Below are 23,603 nucleotides of genomic sequence, written 5' to 3' on the forward strand. Positions count from 1 at the left end.
ATGCAGCCCAAAACCCGTACGCTTGTGTCAGTTCACGAGAAAACGAGGAGACACCATGGCCTCACACAGCGGGCGCCCCGGCGCCATCCGTAAGAAGGGCACCAAGAAGGGCGCGCAGGTCGGCACCGGCGGCCACTCGCGCCGCCGCCTCGAAGGCAAGGGTCCGACCCCCAAGGCCGAGGATCGCACCTACCATCCCGCCCACAAGCGCAAGGTCAAGCGCGAGGCCCGCGAGGCCCAGGAGGCCGCGATCGCGCGCGCCCGCGCCAAGTCGTCGATCCGCGTCAAGCCCGGCCACGAGCTGATCGCCGGCCGTAACCCGGTCGCCGAGGCCGCCCGCGCATCGGTCCCGATCGAGCGCGTATTCGTCCTCGACAACGTGAAGGACGACCGCGTGGAGGAGGTCGTGCGCCTCGCCTCGGCCATGGGTGCCCCCGTTTACGAGGTCACCCGCCGCGACCTGGATGTCGCGACCGACGGTGCCGTCCACCAGGGCGTCGCCATCGAGGTGCGCGGATACGAGTACGCCGACGCCTCGGATCTGATCGCGGGTTCTCTGCAGCAGCTGGGCCACCCGCTCCTCGTCGCCCTCGATCAGGTGACGGACCCCCACAACCTGGGCGCGGTCCTGCGCAGTGCGGGCGCGTTCGGTGCGGACGGCGTCATCATCCCCGAGCGTCGCAGCGCGGGTGTCAACACGACCGCATGGAAGGTGTCGGCCGGTGCGGCTGCCCGCGTGCCCGTGGCTCGCGTGACGAACCTCGTGCGCGCTCTCGAGGAGGCCAAGCAGGCTGGCTACTTCGTGGTCGGCCTGGACGGCGGAGGCGACGCGCCCCTGCGCGGCCTGTCGCTGGCGGATGGCCCCCTCGTCGTCGTGACCGGTGCCGAGGGCGCGGGCTTGTCCCGCCTCGTGCGTGAGACCTGCGATCAGATCGTGTCGATCCCGATCGCGTCGACCGTCGAGTCCCTCAACGCGGCCGTCGCCACGGGCATCGCCCTGTACGAGGTGGCCTCCCTGCGAGCGCAGGACTGAGCCTTCCGAACCATCTGTTGTCTCGCCGTGGGTGCGTCAGCGCCCGCGGCGAGACTCTTTTTTGGCGGCCTGGCGCATTGCGATCACGTTCCGTCCCTCGAAGAGGTGGTCTGTTGGTAGATCGCCCTCGAAGAGGAGTTCTGGCTGCGCGAGCAGTAGCTCATCGAGCTGCAGCGTGACGGCGAGGTCATGGAGGTAGTGGCCGACCAGGGCCGCGCTGCGATGAGGATCCGCGACGTCTGATAGCGAGTGTTTGCGGCAGGCTGAGAGGCAGGCTGCGAGGCAGACTGGGGGAACAGGTCGCTGCGCGCAATTCAGTCAGTCACGGTGGAGAATAGTCCGCCCATCGTATCGAGGCCGTCCTTGATCTCGGTGCCGACCCACCCCTGCTGGGCGAGCTGCTCGCGCATCCCCGGCGTCTCGCCCTAGGCGCCGGTCGACACCCAGTAGCCGATGCACAGGTCGAGGGCCTTCTGCGGGTCGAGCGCGACCCTGGCGTAGAAGTACCTGCGGCGGTTGAAAATCCGGCGCAGTGAGAAACCGGGGGTCATGATCGCTCCTTCGATGGGAGGAACTTGGTGACGGGATCGAGGAAGCTGCCCCGCATCTGGGTGATGTTGGCGGGGGAGAGGGGGTGGTCCTCGGGCAGTTCCTCACTGTCGACGAGGCGCGGGGGGCCCACGAGGACGCCCTGCTGGTGCAGGGCCGTGTGCAGGTACTCGAAGACGCGGGCGAATGGGTCCTTGCCTGGGCGGGCACGCTGAATCGCTGTGTCCCAAGGGAAACACCACAGCTCAGTAGACGCCTGCTCGGCGCCCGGCATCGGGCGGGCGGCGACGATGATCGTCGTCTTGTTGAGGTGGCGCAGCTGCGCGCGCACCGCCTTCGACGTCAGGTAGACGGCGAGGCCTCCCAAGAAGAGGCCCGGGGCAATCTCGCCAAGCTCCAGGAAGGTGTCGTCGAAGCGTCTGCGCGAGGTCGTGACCTGCCCGGGCATGACTGTGACTTCTGTGCCCGACCAGCCGATGTCCGCGAAACGCTTGCATATCGTGGTTGACTCGCGCTTGATGCCGATGGCTCGCCAAAATGCCACGCAGCGCGCGACGGCCTCCGCCGGCGGACACGACACGGTGTACACCGTCATGGGGCGCCTCTTCAGGAGGGAGTCCAACGGTAGGCGCGGGGGAGTGATATCCATCAGCACTCCTGGGGATCGGGGTAACGAGGCCAGGCTATCAGCGTGAGCGTCATCGCACGAAACCCGGAGACGATACGATGAGGCCATGAGCGTCCTTGGAACCGTCATCGTTGGCATCGTCATCCTCATCGGAGTGATCGGTGCGGTCGTACAGATCTGGCCCTCCGCACCCGTTGTCGGAGGCGCGATCCTCGTGTGGTCGTGGATGACCGGCACCCGCGCCGCGTGGATTATTTTCGCCATCGTGGCCGTCGTCCTCATTCTCGGCACCGTGCTCAAGTACGTGATCCCCGCCCGCGGCATGAACAAGGCGGGAATCCCCCAATCCACGCTCGTATGGGGCGCCGTCGGCGGCGTCGTCGGATGGTTCATCGGCCTGCCCCTTGGCCTCGTCCTGGGCATGGTCGCGGCGATTTTCCTCGTCGAATACCTGCGCAGCCGCGACACCGCCAGCGCGTGGACGGCCACCCTCCACGCCCTCAAGGCCTTCGGCTGGACGATCGCCATCGAGCTGATCGCCGCCCTCACGAGCGCCACCCTGTGGGGCGTCGGCGTCGCCCTGGTTGCCGCCGGAAACTGACGCGACCAGCCAGGGCGCCCCGGCCTCGTCGTTCCTCCGGTAGGATGGGTCTGTTGCGCGCGCCCGCGTAACAGACCCAACTAAACGGAGATTCTCATGCCCGCCGTCATCGTGCTCGGCGCCCAGTGGGGCGACGAAGGCAAAGGCAAGGCCACTGACCAGCTCGGCCAGCACACCGACCTCGTCGTGAAGTTCAACGGAGGCAACAACGCTGGCCACACCGTCGTTATTGACGGCGAAAAGTACGCGCTGCACCTCCTGCCCGCCGGAATCCTCTCCGAAGGCGTCACCCCCATCATCGGCAACGGCGTCGTTGTCGACCTGGACGTGCTCTTCGAGGAGCTCGCGGAAATCACCGAGCGCGGCGTCGACTGCTCGCGCCTGCTCATCTCCTCCAACGCGCACATCATCCCGCCCTACAACCGCCTCATGGATCAGGCGAACGAGCGTGCGCGCGGCAACAACCTCATCGGCACGACCGGCCGAGGCATCGGCCCCACCTACGCCGACAAGATGAACCGCATCGGCCTGCGCATCCAGGACCTCTTCCACCCCGAGGAGCTGCGCGCCAAGGTCGAGGCCGCCCTGGCCCCCAAGAACACTATTTTCGAGGCCGTGGACATCCCCACGCTCGATCCCAACGCGGTGTCGGACCACCTGCTGTCCTTCGCGGACCGCATCAAGCCGATGCTGTGCGACGTGTCCCTCGTCGTCAACGATGCGCTGGACCGCGGCGATACCGTCCTCTTCGAGGGTGGCCAGGCCACGATGCTCGACATCGACCACGGCACCTACCCCTTCGTGACCTCCTCCAACCCGACCGCGGGTGGCGCGCTCACCGGCTCCGGCGTCGGCCCGACTCGCATCGACCGCGTTGTCGGCGTGGCCAAGGCGTACACGACGCGCGTCGGCGAGGGACCGTTCCCCACGGAGCTGGACGACGAGGTCGGCGAGGCGCTGCGCACCAAGGGCGGCGAGTTCGGCGTGACCACGGGTCGCCCGCGCCGCACCGGCTGGTTCGATGCCGTCATCATGCGCTACTCCACGCGCATCAACGGCCTGACCGACATCTGCCTGACCAAGCTTGACGTGCTCTCCGGCTACGAGACGATCCCCGTGTGCGTGGCCTACGAGGTCGACGGCGTGCGCACTCAGGAAATGCCCCTCGATCAGGCCGGCTTCGAGGCCGCCGTGCCCGTGTACGAGGAGCTGCCTGGCTGGAGCGAGGACATCTCGCAGTGCCGTTCCTTCGATGAGCTGCCCCAGGCCGCCCAGGACTACATCAAGCGTCTGGAAGAGCTGTCGCGCTGCCGCATCCAGTCCATCGGCGTGGGCCCGGGCCGCGAGGCCACGATCGTGCGCTACCCGCTCATGTGACGGTTTCTGAACGACAGTGGGGGCCGGTGCTGCAACGCAGCGCCGGCCCCGCTGTGTGTGGATAGTTGTTGTCCCGCATGGGTTCCGCACGTGGACCCGATGACCTGCACGTAAACCCCTTTATGCGCACGTAAACCCCTTTATGCGCACGTAAACCCCTCGACCTGCACGTGGGCAGGGCTGCCCAGGTGCATATCGTCGGGTTAACGTGTGGAGGAAGGGGCCCAGGTGCATATCGTCGGGTTAACGTGCGGGGGAAGGGGCCCACGTGAATACAAGTGAGTGCGCGGAAGTCACATGGTGGACAACGTGGATAACCGTGCCGTGAGGTGGTGGTGCGCAGGATGCGCGTCGGCGCGCGGAGATGACGAGGCACGCCGAACCGAATGCGCCTGTCGGCGCGAAGGCCGCTCGTAGCGGCAGAGTTTGGAGCCCGGGGCATACCGGTCCGGCGTGCCCCACAACTGTACGACCAGTCAACGCCCGCGCGCATCCCGTGGCGGCGTGCATCAACCCACACGGGGCGTGCGCCACAGGCCTCCCCTCATCGCCGAGGCCGTGGCAGCGTGAAGCGGGACTGACCCCCGGCCCCGTGCCCGGGAGAGCCGACTCGCGCGAGCGGCCCCTGCCTCGTGAGGTGCGCACATGTGGGACCATGGAAGCGTGATGACATCGACCCCGCCCACGCGGCGCCGCACCGGCTCAGGCCGCGGACGTCGCCGCGACACTCTGGCCAACCGGCACGTGCCCACGATCATCGGTATTCTCACCGTCACCGTGCTGGCTGCGGCCACGATCGTTGCCTGGTGGCTGCCGGAGTCTCGTTGGAGCGTCGGACCCGTCGTCGCGGTCGCGTCCTTCCTGTTGGCTCTCGGCTGGCCGACGCTGGCGCGCCTGCACATGCCGTGGCTCGCGCAGGCGGTCCTCGCCCTGGGTGGTGCGCTGACCCCCTTGGGCGTTGCCTACTGGAAGAACCTCGACATCGCCGTGCCGCTGACGGGTATCACGCTGGTCGCGCTGGTCGCCGCGACGATCCTGGACGCGCCCGCGCCGCGCGATCACTCCGTGGGGCGCACGAGTGAGCACTGGGGCTCCACGGCCCTGAGTGCGGCCCTCGCCTCGTCGGTGACCTGCCTCCTCATCGTCACCTCCGGCTCCATGTGGGTCTCTCTCACCGTCCACGAGCGCTGGTCGGGCATCGTTCCCATGGCGGCCCTGATCGCCGTCATCGGCGCGGCCTCCGCGCGCTTCGGGCGCAGCGCGAAAGTCGGCGTTGCCTTCGCGATGATCGCAGGCCTCGTCGCGGGTCTCGTGGTCGCCTCGATCGCCTGGTTCCTTGGGCAGACCTCGGACCTGCTGCCCGTCGTCTTCCCCTTCATCGCCAAGCGTTTCGGCGAATTCGCCGCCTTCCTGACCCTGGGTGGCGTCACCGGCTTCGGCGTCGGCTTCGCCGTCTCCGTCGTCGACGCGCTGCTGGGAGAGCGCGCGTCCTCCGCCGAGCTCGCCAACATCCTGGGCCGCGGCGCCGCGAAGTTCCTCGTCGCCGCCCTGCCCGTGTACGCGATGATCCGCATCGGCGGAATCTGAGACCCCACGACGGCTGGACGACCGCATAGCCGGGCCCCGGCCTCGTCCCGTTCGCTTCCAGCTGCGCGCGCCCCTGCTCGTGCGGTGAGCGTCCACCCGAGGCGTTAGGCTGGAGGCATGATGGTGATACCTGCTGACCTGCCCGCACTCGTCGCTCCCGTCGCGTGGATGCTTGGAACCTGGGAGGGGTGGGGCATGTACGCCGCCCCCGCCGCCCCCGGCCAGGAAGAACCCACCGAGGATTCCCCCGTCATCGAGGAGATCCGCGGCGACGTCGTCGGCGAGCAGATGCGCCTGGTGACCCGCGTGTACGCGGGCGTCGCCTCCGAGCCGATCGATCCCACGTGGGACGCGGCGAAGGGCCTGTCCGCTATCAAGAAGGGCGACCTGATCAGCGAAGAGACCGTCTACGTCTCCGTCGCCCCCTCCGACGCGCCTCTGCCCCCGCCCGGCCAGTACAACTCCCGCGAATTCACGGCGACCTCCGCGTCCACCGAGGGCCACAGCGCGGTGTGGGACGGTGTGAGCGTCGGCCCGCGCGTGCAGATGGTCTCTGATGCAATCGCTCTCGGCGTGGGCGCCACCCGCGTCACGCACCTGGGCCGCATGTTCGGCCTGGTCGCGGGCGAGCTCATGTGGACGCAGGAGCGCACGCTCGACGGCGAGGATGAGGCCGACGTCGAGATCTCCGGCCGCCTTATGCGCACCGCGCAGGCCTCCACCGAGTCCGGCGAGGTCATCGAAGGCATCGACGACACCCAGGACGGCTTCCTTGTCTGAGTCTGCGTTCGATTCCGAGTTCGTTGACGAGGCCGTGGCATCCTTCGGTGCGACCCCGCACTTCGGGGACCCGTCGGGGGAGCAGTGGGCCCTTGAGGGTGGCCGCGCGCTGGTGCGCCGCCCGGACCTGGCCGTCATCTCTGTGTCGGGGGCCGATCGGCTGATGTGGGTGACGTCGCTTGCATCCCAGATCGTCACCGACCTCGTCCCTGGCGTGAGCCGCGAGCTGCTGATCCTCTCGCCCGAGGGTCGCGTCGAGCACTGGGCCGGCGCCAGCGACGACGGGGAGACGCTGCACCTGATCGTGGAGCGCTCGGACGTGTCGGAGTTTGTGGCGTTCCTCGAGTCGATGCGTTTTGCGCTGCGCGTCGCCGTCTCAGAGAGCGATGTCGTCGTGTTCTCCTCGGTCCGCGCGGGTGCGAATACGCCCGAGTCCGTGGCCGACCTGCCCGGACACGTGTGGACCTGGGAGGACCCGTGGCCCGGCGTCGTGGAAGGCGGGGCCGCCTACTTCCAGGGCGAGCGTCATCCCGGCGCGCGCACCCCGATGATGTTTCACGCTGTTTCACGCGAGGCCGCGGACGAGTTTGAGGCCGCGTGGCTGTCTGCGTGCCCCGAGGACGGCTCGCGCCGCCGCGCCGGATACCTGGCGTGGGAGGCCATGCGCGTCGCCGCGTGGAAGCCGCGCCTGGGTCGCGAGACCGACGCCCGCGCGATCCCGCCCGAGGTGGACTGGCTGCGAAGCGCCGTCCACACGACGAAGGGCTGCTACCGCGGGCAGGAGACCATTGCTCGCGTCCTGAACCTGGGCCGCCCCCCGCGCCGCCTTACCTACCTGCAGCTGGACGGTTCGCGCGGCGACCTACCCGCGCCCGGCACGCCCATCGAGGTGGGCGGACGCCAGGTTGGCGTCATCACCTCCTCGGCCCGCCACGCGGACGAGGGGCCGGTCGCCCTTGCGCTGATCGCCCGGGCTGTGCCCGTGACGACCGTCTTCGACATCGACGGCGTTGCCGCTGCCCAGGAGGAGATCGTGCCCGTTCACGGCAAGTCCTCCGTGTCCCCGGAGACCCGCCCGGGCGCCGACCTCTCGCGCGAGGCCGGCCAGCGCGGCGGTTCCACGGGCTTCGGCGGCCTCGGCTCGGCCCTGGGGTCGCGCTGATGCGCGCCGTCATCCAGCGTGCCACCTCGGGCGAGGTCCGCGTCGACGGCACCGTCGTCGGCCGCCTCGCCTTCGACAGCCTTGACGAATCCGGTGCGCGCCGCGAGACCGCGGCGTCCGGCGTTGGCGGGCAGGACCCAGCAGTCCCGGCGGGGGAGAGCGGCTGCGAGAAGCGCCAGGGCCTTGTTGTCCTCCTGGGGGTCCAGCGTGGCGACGGTGCCGAGCAGGTGGCCACGGTGGCCCGCAAGATCGCCGAGCTGCGTATCCTCGACGGCGAGCTTTCGGCCGCCGACGCGGGCGCGCCGATCCTGGTGATCTCCCAGTTCACGCTGTACGGGGACACTCGCAAGGGGCGGCGCCCCTCGTGGGCACACGCCGCCCCCGGCGAGGAGGCTGAGTCCCTCGTCGACGCGGTGGTCGCCGACCTGCGAGGCCGGGGCCTGCACGTCGAAACCGGCCAGTTCGGGGCGATGATGGAGGTCTCGCTGGTCAACGACGGGCCGTTCACGGTCCTCGTCGAGGCCTAGCACCGTGTCCTAGGCCCCTGACAATCTCGCACGCATTTTCTGCGACAACTTTTCAAGCAACGAAACCGCATCGTTGAAATTGCAACGTTTCTGGACGGAATTGAACGTTTTGGACCATCGAATTGGGCGCGATTTGTGCAGCGGGGAGCACACATTGAGGGCCGCCCATGCGCCCAGGGCGAAAGCGCGCGCACGGCGCGGGAGCTTTTCGTAGGCTGTAACCAGTCAACTGGGACGGGCGTACGCCGAGCTCGGCGAAATGCCCGTCCTGTGAAATGAGGAGAGGCATGTTCGAACGCTTTACCGACCGCGCTCGCCGGGTCGTCGTGCTCGCGCAGGACGAGGCCCGCGGTCTCAAGCACAACTACATCGGCACGGAGCACCTGCTGCTCGGGCTGATCTCCGAGGGTGAGGGCGTCGCAGCCAAGGCACTGGAGACGATGGAGATCAAGGGCGAGGCCGTCCGTGCCTCGGTCATTGAGATCATCGGCGAGGGTGAGAAGCCGGTCGAGGGCCACATCCCCTTCACCCCGCGCGCCAAGCGCGTCTTCGAGCTGAGCCTGCGCGAGGCCCTGCAGCTGGGCCACAACTACATCGGCACGGAGCACCTGCTGCTTGGCCTCCTCAAGGAGGGCGAGGGCGTGGCCGCCCAGGTCCTGACCAAGCAGGGTGCGGACCTGGCGCAGGTGCGTCAGACCGTCATCCAGATGCTCAGTGGCTACCAGCGCGGCGACGACGAGGGCCGCGAGTCTGTCGGCGCGGGCGTGGGTGGCTCGGGTGGTCCCGAGCGCTCCAACTCCGCGATCCTCGAGCAGTTCGGCCGCAATCTGACGCAGGCCGCGCGCGAGAACAAGCTGGACCCCGTCATCGGCCGCCGAGTCGAGATGGAGCGCGTCATGCAGGTCCTCTCGCGCCGCACGAAGAACAACCCGGTCCTGATCGGTGAGCCCGGCGTCGGTAAGACCGCGGTCGTCGAGGGCCTCGCCCAGGCGATCGTGCACGGCGACGTGCCCGAGACGATCAAGGACAAGCAGATCTACAGCCTCGACATGGGGTCGCTGGTGGCGGGCTCGCGCTACCGTGGCGACTTCGAGGAGCGCCTGAAGAAGGTCCTCAAGGAGATCCGCACGCGCGGCGACATCATCCTGTTCATCGACGAGATCCACACCCTCGTGGGTGCTGGTGCCGCTGAGGGATCCATCGACGCCGCCCAGATGCTCAAGCCCATGCTGGCCCGCGGCGAGCTCCAGACGATCGGTGCGACCACGAACGACGAGTACCGCAAGTACATCGAGAAAGATGCTGCCCTTGAGCGTCGCTTCCAGCCGGTCAAGGTCGAGGAGCCCAGCGTCGATGAGACGGTCGAGATCCTGAAGGGTCTGCGCGACCGCTACGAGGCTCACCACCGGGTTATCATCACGGACGCCGCGATCCAGGCGGCCGCCGAGCTGGCGGATCGCTATATCTCAGATCGCTTCCTCCCGGATAAGGCTATCGACCTGGTCGACGAGGCCGGTGCGCGACTGCGCATTCGTCGTATGACTGCCCCGCCAGAGCTGCGCGAGATCGATGAGAAGATCGCCGAGGTGCGCCGCAACAAGGAGGCGGCTATCGATGATCAGGACTTCGAGAAGGCCGCGTCGCTGCGCGACGAGGAGTCGAAGCTGAACGAGGAGCGCAAGGCGAAGGAAGAGGCCTGGAAGGGCGGCGAATCCGACGAGATCGCCGAGGTCGGGGATCAGGAGATCGCCGAGGTCCTGGCCATGTCGACCGGTATCCCGGTCGTGCGTCTCACCCAGACCGAAACCGCGAAGCTACTCAAGATGGAAGACGAGCTGCACAAGCGCGTTATCGGCCAGGATGAGGCCGTCAAGGCGCTTGCCCAGTCGATCCGGCGTACGCGCTCGGGTCTGAAGGATCCGAACCGTCCCGGCGGCTCGTTTATCTTCGCCGGCCCGACCGGCGTTGGTAAGACTGAGCTGGCCAAGGCCCTCGCCGAGTTCCTTTTCGGCGACGAGGACGCCCTGATCCAGCTGGATATGTCGGAGTTCTCCGAGAAGCATACGGCCTCGCGCCTCTTCGGTGCTCCTCCGGGCTACGTTGGCTATGACGAGGGGGGCCAGCTCACGGAGAAGGTTCGTCGTAAGCCGTTCTCGGTTGTCCTCTTCGACGAGGTCGAGAAGGCTCACCCGGACATCTTCAACTCGCTGCTTCAGATCCTGGAAGAGGGCCGCCTGACAGACTCGCAGGGTCGCAAGGTGGACTTCAAGAACACTGTCATCATCATGACGACGAACCTGGGTACCCGAGACATCAACAAGGGTGTCCTCACGGGCTTCCAGACCGCGGACAATTCGACGCACGACTACGGTCGTATGAAGTCGAAGGTTGCGGAGGAGCTCAAGCAGCATTTCCGTCCCGAGTTCCTCAACCGTGTTGATGATACGATCGTGTTCCCGCCGCTGACCAAGCCGGAGATCTCTCGCATCGTGGATCTGATGATCGCCAAGCTGGCCAAGCGCATGGAGGCTCAGGATATGCGCCTGCAGTTGACCGACGAGGCGCGCGAGCTGCTTGCTGACGTGGGCTTCGACCCGGTCCTGGGTGCGCGTCCGCTGCGCCGCGCGATTCAGCGCGAGATCGAGGATGCACTGTCCGAGCGCATCCTCTTCGGAGAATTGCAACCTGGTCAGGTTGTCACCGTTGGTGTCACCGGAGAAGGAAAGGATCGCGCGTTCACCTTCAACGGGGAGTGATTTACTCGCCAATTATTTGAAGCTGACAAAGTGCCTTTTCTAGAGGGCGGCCCTTCGTTCTGCGGCGAGCCGCCCTCTAGTTGTTAAGTAATCCCGCCTCTGATAGATTCTGATTAACTATTAGGCTGGGTTGAAGTTGTGCCACACTATTGTGCGGGCACTACTCAGCAATCGGGAGAGGGTCAATGCGCGCGCACAAGCGACGAAACGTAACCGGTGTGAGGCGACGTCTGCCGGCGTTTGTTCTCATGCTCGTCGTTGCTGCGCTGTGTATCGCAGGCGTCATTTACAAGGGCGCCGAAGTGACTCAGGTCAACGTCAATGATGGCGGTATCTGGGTGACTAACAAGTCCAAGCAGTTGGTCGGCCACCTCGACTACGAAGCCCGCATTCTTGACGGTGCCCTGCGCACCGAGGCTACCAACTTTGACGTCGGCCAGGCTGGCGAAACGGTGACAGTCTCCGACCTCGGCTCACTGACCGTTGCCCCCGTCAACGTCACCCAGGTCGCCCTCGGCTCTCCGACGGCGCTGCCCGCCGGCTCGAGTGCGATGCAGGGGGGTGACGTCCTCGGCGTCCTCAACGCTGCCGATGGCACCCTGTGGACAACGTCTGCGGCGTCTCCGAGCCCCTCCAATCTCGCCGACTCTGCAGCTCTGGCCTCGAACATGGGGGCCAGTGCATTCGTGACCGGCGAGGACGGCTCCGTGTACTCCCTGTCGAACTCGGGAACGCTCACGACCGTCAAGCGCAGCGGGTCAGTCGATCAAGCGAAGACCACTCAGGTCACCGGGATTCCCGATGGTGCCCGCCTTTCCATCACGGTCGTCGGCGATCAGGTTGTCGCCCTTGACTCTGCCTCTAACACCCTCTTTCTGCCCGGGAATAAGACCCTCGACCTCGGCGCGGCCGGTATAGAGGCCGATGCCGTCCTGCAGCAAGCCGGACCGAAGGATGACTCGGTCCTGATGGCCACCGCCACCTCTCTTGTAGCGATTCCACTGACGGGTGGGCAACCCGTGATCACGCCCGCCGCCGAGGGGTCCCCGACCGGCATCCCGGCGGCGCCCGTGCGGCATGAAGGATGTGCCTACGGTGCGTGGAGCGGATCGGGGGCGTATGTGCGCTCCTGCAAGGATCCGGCCTCGAACGAGCAGATGGTCGTCGATACGCTCGTCTCCGCCCGTGAGGTTGTCTTCCGCACCAATCGCAAGGCCATCGTCCTCAACGACGTCGCCGAGGGGAACGTGTGGTTGCCCGACTCAAACATGGTCCTGATGGACAACTGGGATGAGGTCGAGAATCAGCTCGAAGAGAGCGAAGAAGAGCAGGATAGCCCGGAGCTCACCAACGAGGTGGCCGACCCGCAGCAGCGCGAGGAAAATACTCCGCCCGAGGCCGTCGACGACGAGTTTGGTATCCGCCCGGGACGCTCGACCATTCTGCCCGTCCTGGACAACGATTCCGACCTGGACGGGGACGTGCTCACCGCCACCCCGACCACGCAGCCGGGATGGGGTTCTGCGGTCGTGGCTCGTAGCGGGCGCGCCCTGCAAATCGAGGACGTATCAACAGACCAGAGCGGATCCACGTCCTTTACCTACGATGCCTCGGATGGGCGGGCTTCCGCTTCCGCCCACGTTCAGGTCACGATCCACCCCTACGGCCAGAATGAGGCCCCCACTCAGGTGCGTTCTTCCTCCGTCAAGATCGGGGTGGGCGCGCAGATCCAGTACCAGGCCCTCAGTGACTGGCGTGATCCCGACGGTGACCCGATCTACCTCAAGGAGGTCCAGGCTCCGACTGGCCTGAACGTCTCATTCGTCGAAGATGGCACCGTAACCATCGCGGAGGAGGGGGCGTCGGCTGGCCCCAAGACCATCGTCCTGACGGTGGCTGACGACCAGGGTGCCGAGGCCCGCGGAGAGCTCGTGGTCAACGTCCAGGAGGCGGGCAACCTCCCGCCTTCGGCCAACGGCGACCTTTTCCAGGCTCAGCCGGGCGAGATCGTCACCCTTGACCCGCTCAAGAATGACACCGACCCCAACGGCGATCCGCTCTCCCTCGCCGCCGTCTCCGGAGCCCCGTCGGGTGCGACTCTCACCCCGGACCTTGACCGAGGAACCATCGACTTTCGGGCGCAGCAGCCCGGATCCTACTCCTTCGCCTACACGGTCTCTGACGGGATCGCGACGACGCTGGGTATCATCCGCGTGGAGGTTGTGGCTTCCTCCTCGGTGCGTCCTATCGCAGAGAACGACACCGCCGTCCTACCCCAGGGCGGATCTGTCCTGATCAATCCCCTGGGTAACGATTACGACCCCGCCGGAGGCATGCTCTCAGTGACCTCGGTGGATACGACGAAGGCGCCCGATATTGAGGTTGCGCTCATCGAACGCCACCTCCTGCGGATCACCGCCCATGCGGGCATTGACAAGACCGTGACCTTTTCCTACACGGTCTCTAATGGTCAGGGAAGTGCCACCGCCGAGGTGACCGTGATTCCCGGCGCTTCGGATCGCTCCGACATGGCACCCGTGCTGCGGCCGGACCGGGCGAAGGTGCGCGTCGGCGATGTCGGAACGGTCTCGGTTCTGTCCAACGACCGCTCCCCGGCCGGTCTGAACCTCCAGGTCGAGTCGACTCTCGAGTACGACCAGGCCTCGGCGGTCGGAACGCCCTTCGTGACGGGTAACCAGGTGCGCCTTGAGGCCGGAACCAGCCCCGGACTCCTTGAAGTTACCTACTCGGTCATCGACTCCGCCGGCAACCGCGCTTCCAGTACGGTCACCTTCGAGGTCATCCCGGATTCCGACAGCAACGAGGCCCCCCGTCCGAGGACCCTCAACGCGTGGACGAGCGCCGGTCAGGCCGTGACGATCCCTGTCACGCTGAGCGGCATCGATCCCGACGGCGACTCGGTGACGCTGGTCGGCGTGGACTCTTCACCGACGCAGGGCGTGGCCACCGCCTCGGCCACCTGGATCGACTACACGCCCAACCGCGGGGCGGTCGGCACCGACACCTTCACCTACACGGTCGAGGACCGCAAGGGAGCGCGCGCCTCCGCCCGCGTGCGCGTCGCGATCTCCCCCTCACCCACGTCCAACCAGAACCCCGTGGCCGTCCCGGACACCGTGCAGGCCCGCCCTGATCGCGTCCTCAACATCAACGTCCTGTCCAACGACGTCGATCCCGACGGCGACACGCTCACCCTGGACGAGGGTGGCCTGACGACGGCCACGCCCGCGCTCAATCCTCAGGTCCGCTCCGCGACCACGATCTCGGTGCGCACCCCATCCGAACCCGGCAACTACGCGGTCGCCTACACGGTCTCGGACGGCCGAGGCGGCTCCGCGACCGGTTTGGCCACCATCTACGTATCCGAGGACGTCCCCCTCAAGGCCCCCGTCGCCCGCGACGACTACGTGGCCTACACGGAGCTGCCCGAGGACGGGTCGGCCGTGCGCGTGCGCGTCGTCGACAACGACGACGACCCCGACGGGTCGGTGGACGAGCTGAAGGTCACCACCGGCGAGACCGGGGTGAACGTGAGCGGCCAGGACCTGCTCATCCCGGTCTCCGATCAGCTGCGCCTCGTCGTCTACACGATCACCGACCGCGACGGACTGACCAACTCCGCCGTCGTCACCGTGCCCGGACGCAACGCCACCGCGCCCTTCCTGAACAACGCGAACCTCCCGATCGAGGTGGACGCGGGATCCCAGCGCACGATCTCCCTCGCCGACTACGTCATCGTGCGATCGGGGCGTTCTGCGCAGCTGGTGGAGGGGTCCTCTCCGGCCGCCCAGGCGGGGCTGACGTCGGTGAGCGCCGAGGGTGCGACGCAGTTGACGATCAGCGCGGCCGAGAGCTTCTCCGGAAACACGGCATTCACCATTCAGGTCAGCGACGGGGATGACGCGGGCGCTCTGTCATCGAGCCTGTCCGTACCCGTTCGGGTGCGCGCGACCCAGAACCAGCCGCCCACCTTCACCCCGACCGGCGTGCGCGTCGAGGCCGGGGGCGAGGCCGTCACCCAGAACCTGGCGCTCGGAGTCACCGATCCCGAGGGCGGCGACCCCTCGACCTTCACCTACTCGGTGGGCACCGTCCCCGATGGCATCAGCGCCTCGGTGTCGGGTTCGACGCTCACCGTGACCGCGGCCCAGGGCACGGCCCGAGGCCCGGCCGGAAGCATCGCTGTGAGCGTGACCGACACGGACGGCAACTCGGTGTCGGGTTCCGTCCCCGTCGAGGTCGTGGCCTCCTCCAAGCCTCACGTCAGCGCGCCTGACTACCAGGAACGGGCCCGGGTTGACGAAACGGTGCGGGTGGACGTCGCCTCCCGTGCCATCAATCCCTTCCCCGATTCCCCGCTCACGCTCGAGGGCACGGTCGTGGGACTGGGAGCCGGGCGGGTGCACGCCGAGGGGACGGTCGTGTCGATCACCCCCGACGCGGTGGGAACCATCAAGGTCACCTACCGCCTCAACGACTACCTGGGCGACCCGTCTCGCTCGGCCCAGGGCAACATCACCGTCACCGTCGTCGGTGCGCCGGATGCCCCCACGGGAGTGCGCGCCGAGGCCAGGGGGACGAGCGGCGCTCGCGTGACCTTCACCCCGGGTGCGACCAACGGCGCCACCGTCACCGGCTACCGGGTCCTTGACGCTGACTCGGGCCAGCAGGTGTCGGCCACCTGCACCGCCGGCTCGTGTACGGTCGATGGGCTCAGCGCCGGTCGCGGCTACTCCTTCTCCGTTGTCGCCACCAGCAGCGAGGGCGATTCCAAGCCCTCCGCGGCGTCGAATAGGATTACGACGGTCGGAAAGCCCAGCCAGATGGTTGCGCCCAAGGTGGAGGCCGGTGACTCGGTGTTGAAGGTCTCGTGGGTTGCTCCTGAGAGTGACGGCGGGTCGAAGATCGACCACTACGAGGTCCAGGTCAACACCGACGAACCGATCACCGTGCATGGACTGTCGACCACGCTCTCCGTGGTCAACGGGCACGACTACGCCGTTCGGGTCCGGGCCGTCAACGGCGAGGGTCAGGCCGGACCGTGGTCCTCGCCCACCAGCGGGCATCCTCATCCCTCACACGTTGCCCCGGACGAGCCGGTGGTCACCGTGACCACCGAACGCTGGGAGGGACAAGGCGTGATCGTGGCGAAAGTCTTCGTCTCGTGGACGGTCGGCAACAGTGGCGGCAGCGGATGGGGCCAGACAACCATCAACGTTAACGGCGAGTCGCAGAACGTCACGGGGGACACGCGCAAGCTCAAGGTGGTCCTCGAGGATTCGGCGACAACAGCGACCGTGACCGTGACCGTGCGCAACCTTGAAGGTGACGCCACCACGTCGGCCCCCCAGACCGTGCGCATCCCGCCGAACCCGAACACGCCGCCCTTCGAGATCGACCCTCCGACGATCACGGCGACGGGCAACTCCGGCCAGCTCCACGTCACGAACGTCAATGTCAAGCCCGGGCGAGGCTACGTGGCTTCTGACCTCGCCGTGTTCTGGGGCAAGAGCGGTGCCGAGTGTGCCGACAAGGCGCGTGCCAACGACGAAAACCGCAAGGTTCAGGGCACGAACTTTGTATGGAACGGCGGAGCCGGCAGCGACGGGGTCGCGCAGGACTTCTACTTCTGCCAGATCTCGACCTCGGGCCTGGTATCGAGCGCCATCAGGGTTTCCGGTACCCCGAGGAACGACCACGCCGCCGCTCCGGTCCCCCCGGACAAGGATTGGGCGAACATCCCGATTCACGCGGACTATGCGAGCTACCCCGACGGTGGCTTCGCGGTGGGGATCCGTCGCACCAGGGAGATCGAGGGCCTGTGCACCTACGGCTGCCGCCTGAAGGTCGTCGACTCGGCGAGCGGCCAGACGATCTACAAGCAGAGCGACGCCGTCATATCGCCCACTGAGACCCCGGCCCTTCGGGTCCTTGGCTCCGAACTGCCAAACGATGGCGGCTACAAGGTCGCCCTCTTCATCACCCTGTCGACGGGCAAAGAGATCATCAAGTACATGCACTAGGACACGGTCCCGAGCGGGAAAGCCCGGGAACCAGCCCACAGGCAACCAACACAACGACCGAAGAGAAAAGGATACTCATGTCACTGTCCATTGAGGACGCGACGCGTTTCGCCCAGGTGTTCAAGAACCTCGTCAACGGGGTCTCCGTGGCAGTCTTGGACAAGCGCCAGGCGGTGCGCCTCGCGCTCACGACCATGTTTGCCGGAGGACACCTGCTGCTCGAAGACGCACCGGGCACCGGAAAGACCGCCCTGGCGCGCGCGATCAGCGCCGTCATCGATGGCACGCACTCGCGTATCCAGTTCACCCCCGACCTGCTGCCCTCCGACATCACGGGCGTGAACATGTTCAACCAGAAGACCGGCGAGTGGGTCTTCCACGCGGGCCCCGTCTTCGCTGAGATCGTTCTGGCGGACGAGATCAACCGCGCCTCGCCGAAGACCCAGTCGGCCCTCCTGGAGGTCATGGAGGAAGCGCAGGTCACGGTGGACGGCGTGCGTCGCCCCGCACCCCAGCCCTTCATGGTCATCGCGACCCAGAACCCCGTCGAGCAGGCCGGAACATACCCCCTGCCCGAAGCCCAGCTGGACCGCTTCCTCATGAAGACCTCGATCGGCTACCCCTCGCGTAGCGCCATGATCGACGTCCTTGACGGCTCGGCCTCGCCCGACCGATCCAAGAACCTCCAACCCATGGTGTCCGGCCAGGACATCGTCGCATGGTCCGCACTTGCAGCGGATAACCACACGGACCGCGCCGTCCTGGACTACGTGGCCGCCCTCGCGGAAGCCACGCGAGAGGACGAGTCTTCCATGCTGGGTGTCTCGACGCGCGGTGCGATCGGCATGGTCCGATGCACCCGCGTGTGGGCCGCCGCCCAGGGACGCAACTTTGTCCTGCCCGACGACGTCAAGGCGCTCGCCGTCCCCGTGTGGGCCCACCGCATTGTCGTTGACCCCGACGCCGCCTTCTCCGGTGCCACCTCCGAGGGCGTCATCCAGCGCGCCCTCACCTCGGTCCCCGCACCCGCGGTCGGCGCGTAAGGAGCCTCTCGGTAGAAGTGATGGAAGGGAAGCGTTCGGATAGCGCAGACGGGGTCGGGCACCGCAGGGAGCAGACCGGCCGTCCGTGGCCCCTCGCGGCGCTCGCGGGAGCCGTCACGCCGATCGGCTGGGCCGTCATCGTGCTCATCGTCGCCGGCGTCGCGGTCGCCGCGGTGTTCCAGTGGGTCGAGGCGTTGGCGTGCGCGCTTGCTGGCGTCGTCGCGCTCGTGCTGGCGGCCACCCGCGTCGCGTGGAAGCCCCCGCACCTCGTGTCGATCCGCGTCCCCAACGAGCGCATCGTCGCCGGCCAGACTGCCGTCGGGGAGATCACGGTGCGCAACGAACGCAACCGGCCCGTGCGGTCGGGCATCATCGAGCTACCGATCGGCTCGGGCACCGGTGAATTCGTCGTGCCCCCGCTGGGTGCGCGACGGTCGTGGGACGAAATGTTCCTCATCTCCTCGCGTCACCGCGGCGTCATCAACGTGGGTCCGGCGCGTTCGGTGCGCTCTGATGCCCTTGGACTGCTGCGCCGCGTGCGCGTGTGGGACGAGCCCGTCATCCTTCACGTGCACCCGAGAACCGTGCGCGTTCCCTTCGACGCCACCGGCTTCCAGCTGGATGTCGAGGGTGTGTCCACGGGCAGGCTCTCCAGCTCCGACGTGTCCTTTCACGCGCTGCGCGACTACGAGCCCGGGGACGATCGGCGCGCCGTCCACTGGCAGTCGACCGCCCGCCTGGGCAAGCTCATCGTCCGCCAGTACGAGGAAACGCACCGTTCCCACCACGTCATTGTGCTGGACACCTCCCGCGACGTCTGGGATCACGACTCCTTTGAGACGGCGGTCTCCGTCGCCGCCTCGCTCGCTCTGGCCAGCCTGCGCGAGTCTCGTCCCGTGTCGGTCACAACGACGGAGGCTTGGCTGCCGTCGGGTAGCGCCATGCGCCTTCTGGACACCCTTTCCGAGATCAAGGCGGGTTCCGGAGGGGACCTGGCTCTGCGCGTGCGCGAGGCAGTGGCTGAGCGCCCCGGAGTCTCGGCCCTCACCCTCGTGGTCGGCCCGAAGGTGAGCGATGTCGACGCCGCGCACCTGGCGCGGCTGGCTCCCATTGACGTCCCCGTTTCCATCATCCGAATCGGTGGGGCTGAGGGACGAACCAGGCGAGACCTCGGGCGAGGGGTGCTCCTCGACTGCTCGCGCCTTGAGGACCTGCCGCGCATTATCGTTGCCGGAGGGCTTGCATGACCACCAGCGTTGATACCAAGCCTCGCGCACAAAGGGTTGAATCGCAGGCTCAGACGACACCGACGTCCCCCGTTGCAACCGAGGTGCGAGCGTCCTCCGTTCCTTCTGCCTCTTCCCGCGACGGCGACCGTCCCAACGTGGGGCCGCAGGGGCCTCGTCCCAAGACGACGCGTTCGCGCCTCCTGACCGTCACACAGCGTTTCGCGACGTACCGGTCGAGCTTGCCGATATGGTCCCTCCTGGTTCTTGCCTTCCTCTTCGTGGGGCCTGTCGCGGCCTTTGAACCGGTCTTCGGTGGCGGAGTTGGTGCGATCGCTGCCGGAGCAGGAGTGGCCTGCGGCCTGGCGATCGCCGCGGCCTCTACCTACTGGCGGTGGGATGCACTCACGACGGTCTTAAGTGTTGTGGTGACCTACTTCCTGGTCGGCAGCGGTGCCGCGCTGCGCTCAGAGGCGCTGTACGGCTTCCTACCCACGGGGCAGACCCTGCAGGTCATGGTGCTCGGATCCTTCCGTGCCTGGAAGGACCTGTTGACGCTCACGCCCCCGGTGTCGGTCTACTCCGGACCGGCGCTGGTGCCGTGGATGTGCGGCCTGGTCCTGGCGGTCCTGGCGGGCCTGATAACTGCGTGTGCCGGACGGGCCGTCCCGGGGTCCATCCCCGTCGTGGCGATGGCGGTTATCGCCGTGTTTTTTGGGCTCGCTCGCTATCCTCTTCCTCTGTCGCTGGTCCTGGTCTGGTGGGCGCTTGTGGTCGCCTGGTGGGCGAGCGCCGCACAGTACCAGAGAATCACCCTGGGGCAGGATGTGCTCGTGGGACGAGCAAGTTCGCCTGGCGGCGAGGCGACGGTTGGGCGTCGTTCTCGCTCGACCGTCTACGTGGGGAGGCGAGCGCTTGGTGCCATCGTCGTTCTCGCGGTCTCCGTCGGCGTGGCGATGCCGGCTGCGGCGGTCCTGGGGTCCTCCCGCGGGCGCCTTGTTGGGCGCGACCTGATTCAGCCGCCCATTGACGTTCAGGCGTTCCCTTCCCCGATGTCTTCCTTCCGTCACTACACGACGGATCTGAAGGACGAGACGCTGCTGACCGTCTCAGATCTACCTGAGAACCAGCGTGTGCGAATCGCCGCGATGGACGTCTACGACGGTACGACCTTTGGCATGTCCCGGAAGAGAGACGACGGACATACGGGTTACATCCCGGTTCATACGACCATCCCCGGTCGCGCGCAGGGCACGTCAGTGGTGACGCTCACGACCACAGGACTGTCAGGCCCGTGGGTTCCCGTCCTGGGAACTCCCTCGCAGATCGCTTTCACTGGCGGGCAGGCAGCCCAGCAGAAGAAGGGCCTCCATGTCGATACGTGGGCGAATGCGGCTCTGACCACCGGCCCCGTCGGTTCGATGAGCTACAACGTGACCACGGAGTTCGTCGCGCCTGTGCGCGACGAAGAACTGGCTAACCTCGTGGCGGTGTCGGCAACCCTGGAGGACAAGAATGTTCCCGACGGCCTCGCTGATAGGGCCGCCGAGCTCACACAGAACGCGTCGACGCCGCTCGCGGCGGCGCGAGCCATCGAACACTACTTGTCCACCAACGGCTATTACCTCAACGAGAACACTCGTTTTTCGCGGCCGGGCGTGCGCAGCGATCGGCTGGAGCGCATGCTGGCCTCCGACGAGAACCTGATTGGCGACGATCAGCAGTACACGGCTCTCATGGCTCTTATGCTGCACCAGTTGGGCATCAACGCGCGCGTCGTCATGGGAGCCTACCCCGAGGGCGGCTCCCAGGGAGGTGCCGCGACCCTGCGTGGATCCGATATTCGCGCGTGGGTTGAGGTCGAGTTCTCGGGCGGTGTCTGGGGCGTGTTCGACCCGACTCCGCCGCGCGATCATGTGCCGCAGACTCAGGTGCCCAAGCCTCGTTCCGTCCCGCGCCCGCAGGTCCTGCAGCCGCCGGAGCCTCCCGAGCCCCCGGCTGAGATGCCTCCGCCCACACGAGACCAGAACGCCGACCCCCTCAAGCCGCCCGAGGTGGGCCTTCCCTGGGGTCTCATCGCCGCAGGTTCGGGCGCTGTCTTCCTCCTCGCTATTCCACCCCTGGCGATCCTGGTGTTCAAGGCGGGCCGGCGCAGGCGTCGCCGCAGGGCCTCCCCCGGCGAGGCGCTGGTGGGTTCGTGGGACGAGATCGTGGACCTGGCTGCCGACTATGGCCTGCGTATCGATCTGGGACGCACTCGTCAGGAGACCGCGTGGGCTCTTTCCTCCCAGTGGGAACTGGGGCAAGACCCGGGCGATCCCTTTGCGCTGGTGACGGACGAGGTAAACCTTGGCGAGGACGGGGCGACCTCCTCCTCGGATAGTGCAGGCGTCGCCGACAAGGGGCGCTACGTGATTGATGGCTGGAGCCGTTTCGGAGGTGACGTTCCCGCTCCCGTCGTCATCGCGCGCTTCGCAGACGTCGCTAACTTTGCTTCTAATGGTTTTTCGCGCGACAGTGCACGCGCCGCGTGGGCACAGGTGAGGGACCTGCGCGACCAGGTGTCCAAGCGTGCGGGCTTCCTCGCGCGCGTGCGCCGGGCTTTCTCCCTGCGCAGTCTGCGCATGCGCCGCAAGCTACGCAGGGTTACTCCCGTGGTCGGGCGGACGATGCGAGAGGAGAACGATCAGTGAGTCCAGCTGTCGCAGGCATGAGGGGGCCGGATATTCCCGGATTCCGGTGGGTCCGTCCTCTGGGGCAAGGTGGTTTCGCCGACGTGTTCCTGTACCGTCAGGAGCTACCGAGTCGCGATGTGGCTATCAAGGTCGTGCGTGCTCAGGGTGATGCGCGGGGCACGAAGGAACTGCATCGTGAAGCCGATGCGATGACTCTCCTGTCGGGGCACCCCTCCGTCGTGGAGCTACACGGGGTGGGAACGACCGCAGACGGGCGGGCGTATCTCGTCATGGAGTACTGCCCGGTTGCCGACCTCCTCACCCAGGTTCGCGCGCGACCGATGTCGCTTGAGGACGCCCTGGATACGATGATCAAGATTTGCGGCGTCGTCGAGACTTTCCACTGGCAGGGCTACGTGCACCGCGACATCAAGCCCTCGAACATCATGATGGATGCCTACGGCAAGCCGGTCCTGGCCGACTTTGGAGTCGCGTCGAAGGTCGGAGCGTTGGAGGTTGGTGCCTTTGATGGTTTCTCGGTGCTGTGGGCACCCCCGGAGCAGCAGGACGTGACCGCACCCGCCTCGCCGCTGCAGGACGTGTGGGCTCTGGCGTCAACGACGTGGACTTTTGTGACGGGGCGTAGCCCCTTCGAGGACCCAATCGGTGACAATTCGGCGGCGTCGATCGCCAACCGCGTGCAGCGCGGACGCATGCGTGGCCTGGGGCGAGCGGATGCTCCCTGTGAGTTGGAGCGTGTGTTGCGTGCGGCGATGGCGGTGGACCCGGCGGAGCGCACGCCTTCGGCCAAGGAGTTTGGCGAGGGTCTTCAACGGGTTCAGGAAGAGATTGGCTACCCGCGCACGGAGATGGAGATCAAGGAGAAGCGCTCTAAAGCCTCCGTCACCGTCACTGGTGATCAGAAGACGCGCCTGCGTGGCGCGCCGGTCATCGACCCGGATGCGACGCGGCTGCGCTCTGCCACCTACTCATTCGAGGGAGGGGCTGGTTCCGGCGGCGTCGAGGCAGTGGCGGACTCGTGGAAGAGCGATCGCTCTGGGGATGTGGACGAGGTCTCGGCTCGTCGTGTCGTCGAGGGATCCTCGGAGGCTAAGAAGACTATCTCGCCGCTGGCGGGCATGCTGCTGGCGCTGCTGGCCGCGCTGATCGCGGCCGGGCTGGTGGCGGGGATACTCCGTGGACAGGGGTCGTTTACGCGGATCGCTCCCGATCCGGAGAAGACGAGTACCTCGGCGGCCCCGGGTGACGCGTTGGGCGTGGCACCCCCGAAGGTGTCGAATCTGGCCGGCGAGTACTCCGACGGTATGGTGGCCTGGACGTGGACCGCTCCCGAGGGTCCCGCTCCCTCGGACATCGTGTACGCTTACGAGGGCTCGGGGGCGGCCGGTAAATCGCGTGGTCGCGTGGAATCGACGAGTGTGACGATCGATGGGGCCAGTGGCGAGAACTGCATCGAGATCACGACGGTGTCGCGTTCTTCCGGGCGCATGTCAGACCCGGTCCGTGTCTGCGTGGAGGTTCCATGACGCAGATCATTTCGTCGGTTCGTTATTCTTACTTGCGTTCCAGTTTCGTCGATCGAGACGCTGGTCAC

General features: G+C 66.9%; 15 protein-coding genes. 13 read left to right on the plus strand and 2 right to left on the minus strand.

What is annotated here, in order from left to right; translation table 11 throughout:
* The first annotated feature begins 55 nt into the window (after positions 1-55).
* Positions 56-1,033, plus strand: coding sequence for a 23S rRNA (guanosine(2251)-2'-O)-methyltransferase RlmB (gene rlmB / locus ACTODO_RS04565; protein ID WP_003791933.1), 978 nt, complete (start codon positions 56-58; stop codon positions 1,031-1,033).
* Positions 1,034-1,458: 425 nt separating this feature from the next.
* Here rlmB and ACTODO_RS11055 read toward each other — a convergent pair whose 3' ends face one another.
* Positions 1,459-1,584, minus strand: a complete 126-nt coding sequence (locus ACTODO_RS11055; protein ID WP_003791936.1) for a hypothetical protein — start codon at positions 1,582-1,584, stop codon at positions 1,459-1,461.
* On the minus strand, positions 1,581-2,231 hold the full coding sequence (locus tag ACTODO_RS04575) for a hypothetical protein (RefSeq protein ID WP_003791937.1): 651 nt from the start codon (positions 2,229-2,231) through the stop codon (positions 1,581-1,583). The genes ACTODO_RS11055 and ACTODO_RS04575 overlap by 4 nt, the downstream gene beginning before the upstream one ends.
* Positions 2,232-2,316: 85 nt before the next feature.
* Between ACTODO_RS04575 and ACTODO_RS04580 the strand changes: the two genes are divergently transcribed.
* The 12 genes from ACTODO_RS04580 to ACTODO_RS04635 all read left to right on the plus strand — a co-directional run bounded on the left by ACTODO_RS04580 (position 2,317) and on the right by ACTODO_RS04635 (position 23,535).
* The gene (locus tag ACTODO_RS04580) at positions 2,317-2,811 is read left to right on the plus strand and encodes a DUF456 domain-containing protein (protein ID WP_003791939.1); all 495 of its coding nucleotides are present in this window, start codon (positions 2,317-2,319) and stop codon (positions 2,809-2,811) included.
* Positions 2,812-2,907: 96 nt separating this feature from the next.
* A complete protein-coding gene (locus tag ACTODO_RS04585) occupies positions 2,908-4,188 on the plus strand; it encodes an adenylosuccinate synthase (RefSeq protein WP_003791942.1) in 1,281 nt (426 codons plus the stop codon).
* A gap of 666 nt (positions 4,189-4,854) precedes the next feature.
* On the plus strand, positions 4,855-5,775 hold the full coding sequence (locus ACTODO_RS04590) for a hypothetical protein (protein ID WP_244262516.1): 921 nt from the start codon (positions 4,855-4,857) through the stop codon (positions 5,773-5,775).
* Positions 5,776-5,892: 117 nt separating this feature from the next.
* Positions 5,893-6,555, plus strand: coding sequence for a heme-binding beta-barrel domain-containing protein (locus tag ACTODO_RS04595; protein ID WP_003791945.1), 663 nt, complete (start codon positions 5,893-5,895; stop codon positions 6,553-6,555).
* A complete protein-coding gene (gene ygfZ / locus ACTODO_RS04600; protein WP_003791947.1) occupies positions 6,548-7,717 on the plus strand; it encodes a CAF17-like 4Fe-4S cluster assembly/insertion protein YgfZ in 1,170 nt (389 codons plus the stop codon). Before ACTODO_RS04595 ends, ygfZ begins: the two co-directional genes overlap by 8 nt.
* The gene (gene dtd / locus ACTODO_RS04605) at positions 7,717-8,244 is read left to right on the plus strand and encodes a D-aminoacyl-tRNA deacylase (RefSeq protein WP_003791949.1); all 528 of its coding nucleotides are present in this window, start codon (positions 7,717-7,719) and stop codon (positions 8,242-8,244) included. Before ygfZ ends, dtd begins: the two co-directional genes overlap by 1 nt.
* 287 nt (positions 8,245-8,531) lie before the next feature.
* Positions 8,532-11,000 carry an ATP-dependent Clp protease ATP-binding subunit gene (locus ACTODO_RS04610; RefSeq protein WP_034512074.1) on the plus strand — a complete coding sequence of 823 codons (2,469 nt, stop codon included), beginning with the start codon at positions 8,532-8,534 and terminating at the stop codon, positions 10,998-11,000.
* A gap of 248 nt (positions 11,001-11,248) precedes the next feature.
* Positions 11,249-17,044 (plus strand): Ig-like domain-containing protein, encoded by a 5,796-nt coding sequence (locus ACTODO_RS04615; RefSeq protein WP_003791954.1) that lies wholly within the window; start codon positions 11,249-11,251, stop codon positions 17,042-17,044.
* A 77-nt stretch (positions 17,045-17,121) separates the two neighbouring features.
* Positions 17,122-18,087, plus strand: coding sequence for an AAA family ATPase (locus ACTODO_RS04620; protein WP_003791956.1), 966 nt, complete (start codon positions 17,122-17,124; stop codon positions 18,085-18,087).
* 20 nt (positions 18,088-18,107) lie between these two features.
* The gene (locus ACTODO_RS04625; RefSeq protein WP_003791959.1) at positions 18,108-19,334 is read left to right on the plus strand and encodes a DUF58 domain-containing protein; all 1,227 of its coding nucleotides are present in this window, start codon (positions 18,108-18,110) and stop codon (positions 19,332-19,334) included.
* The gene (locus ACTODO_RS04630; RefSeq protein ID WP_244262517.1) at positions 19,331-22,006 is read left to right on the plus strand and encodes a transglutaminase TgpA family protein; all 2,676 of its coding nucleotides are present in this window, start codon (positions 19,331-19,333) and stop codon (positions 22,004-22,006) included. Before ACTODO_RS04625 ends, ACTODO_RS04630 begins: the two co-directional genes overlap by 4 nt.
* Before the next feature lie 17 nt (positions 22,007-22,023).
* Complete coding sequence (locus ACTODO_RS04635; protein WP_003791962.1) at positions 22,024-23,535, plus strand: serine/threonine-protein kinase; 1,512 nt, start codon at positions 22,024-22,026, stop codon at positions 23,533-23,535.
* Positions 23,536-23,603 lie beyond the last annotated feature (68 nt).

The organism is Schaalia dentiphila ATCC 17982 (assembly GCF_000154225.1).
Taxonomy (GTDB): domain Bacteria; phylum Actinomycetota; class Actinomycetes; order Actinomycetales; family Actinomycetaceae; genus Pauljensenia; species Pauljensenia dentiphila.

Excerpts from the sequence above, each read along its gene's own strand:
- rlmB (WP_003791933.1), top strand. The coding sequence starts at position 56 with ATGGCCTCACACAGCGGGCGCCCCGGCGCCATCCGTAAGAAGGGCACC.
- ACTODO_RS11055 (WP_003791936.1), bottom strand. The coding sequence starts at position 1,584 with ATGACCCCCGGTTTCTCACTGCGCCGGATTTTCAACCGCCGCAGGTAC.
- ACTODO_RS04575 (WP_003791937.1), bottom strand. The coding sequence starts at position 2,231 with ATGGATATCACTCCCCCGCGCCTACCGTTGGACTCCCTCCTGAAGAGG.
- ACTODO_RS04580 (WP_003791939.1), top strand. The coding sequence starts at position 2,317 with ATGAGCGTCCTTGGAACCGTCATCGTTGGCATCGTCATCCTCATCGGA.
- ACTODO_RS04585 (WP_003791942.1), top strand. The coding sequence starts at position 2,908 with ATGCCCGCCGTCATCGTGCTCGGCGCCCAGTGGGGCGACGAAGGCAAA.
- ACTODO_RS04590 (WP_244262516.1), top strand. The coding sequence starts at position 4,855 with ATGACATCGACCCCGCCCACGCGGCGCCGCACCGGCTCAGGCCGCGGA.
- ACTODO_RS04595 (WP_003791945.1), top strand. The coding sequence starts at position 5,893 with ATGATGGTGATACCTGCTGACCTGCCCGCACTCGTCGCTCCCGTCGCG.
- dtd (WP_003791949.1), top strand. The coding sequence starts at position 7,717 with ATGCGCGCCGTCATCCAGCGTGCCACCTCGGGCGAGGTCCGCGTCGAC.
- ACTODO_RS04610 (WP_034512074.1), top strand. The coding sequence starts at position 8,532 with ATGTTCGAACGCTTTACCGACCGCGCTCGCCGGGTCGTCGTGCTCGCG.
- ACTODO_RS04615 (WP_003791954.1), top strand. The coding sequence starts at position 11,249 with ATGCTCGTCGTTGCTGCGCTGTGTATCGCAGGCGTCATTTACAAGGGC.
- ACTODO_RS04620 (WP_003791956.1), top strand. The coding sequence starts at position 17,122 with ATGTCACTGTCCATTGAGGACGCGACGCGTTTCGCCCAGGTGTTCAAG.
- ACTODO_RS04625 (WP_003791959.1), top strand. The coding sequence starts at position 18,108 with ATGGAAGGGAAGCGTTCGGATAGCGCAGACGGGGTCGGGCACCGCAGG.
- ACTODO_RS04630 (WP_244262517.1), top strand. The coding sequence starts at position 19,331 with ATGACCACCAGCGTTGATACCAAGCCTCGCGCACAAAGGGTTGAATCG.
- ACTODO_RS04635 (WP_003791962.1), top strand. The coding sequence starts at position 22,024 with ATGAGGGGGCCGGATATTCCCGGATTCCGGTGGGTCCGTCCTCTGGGG.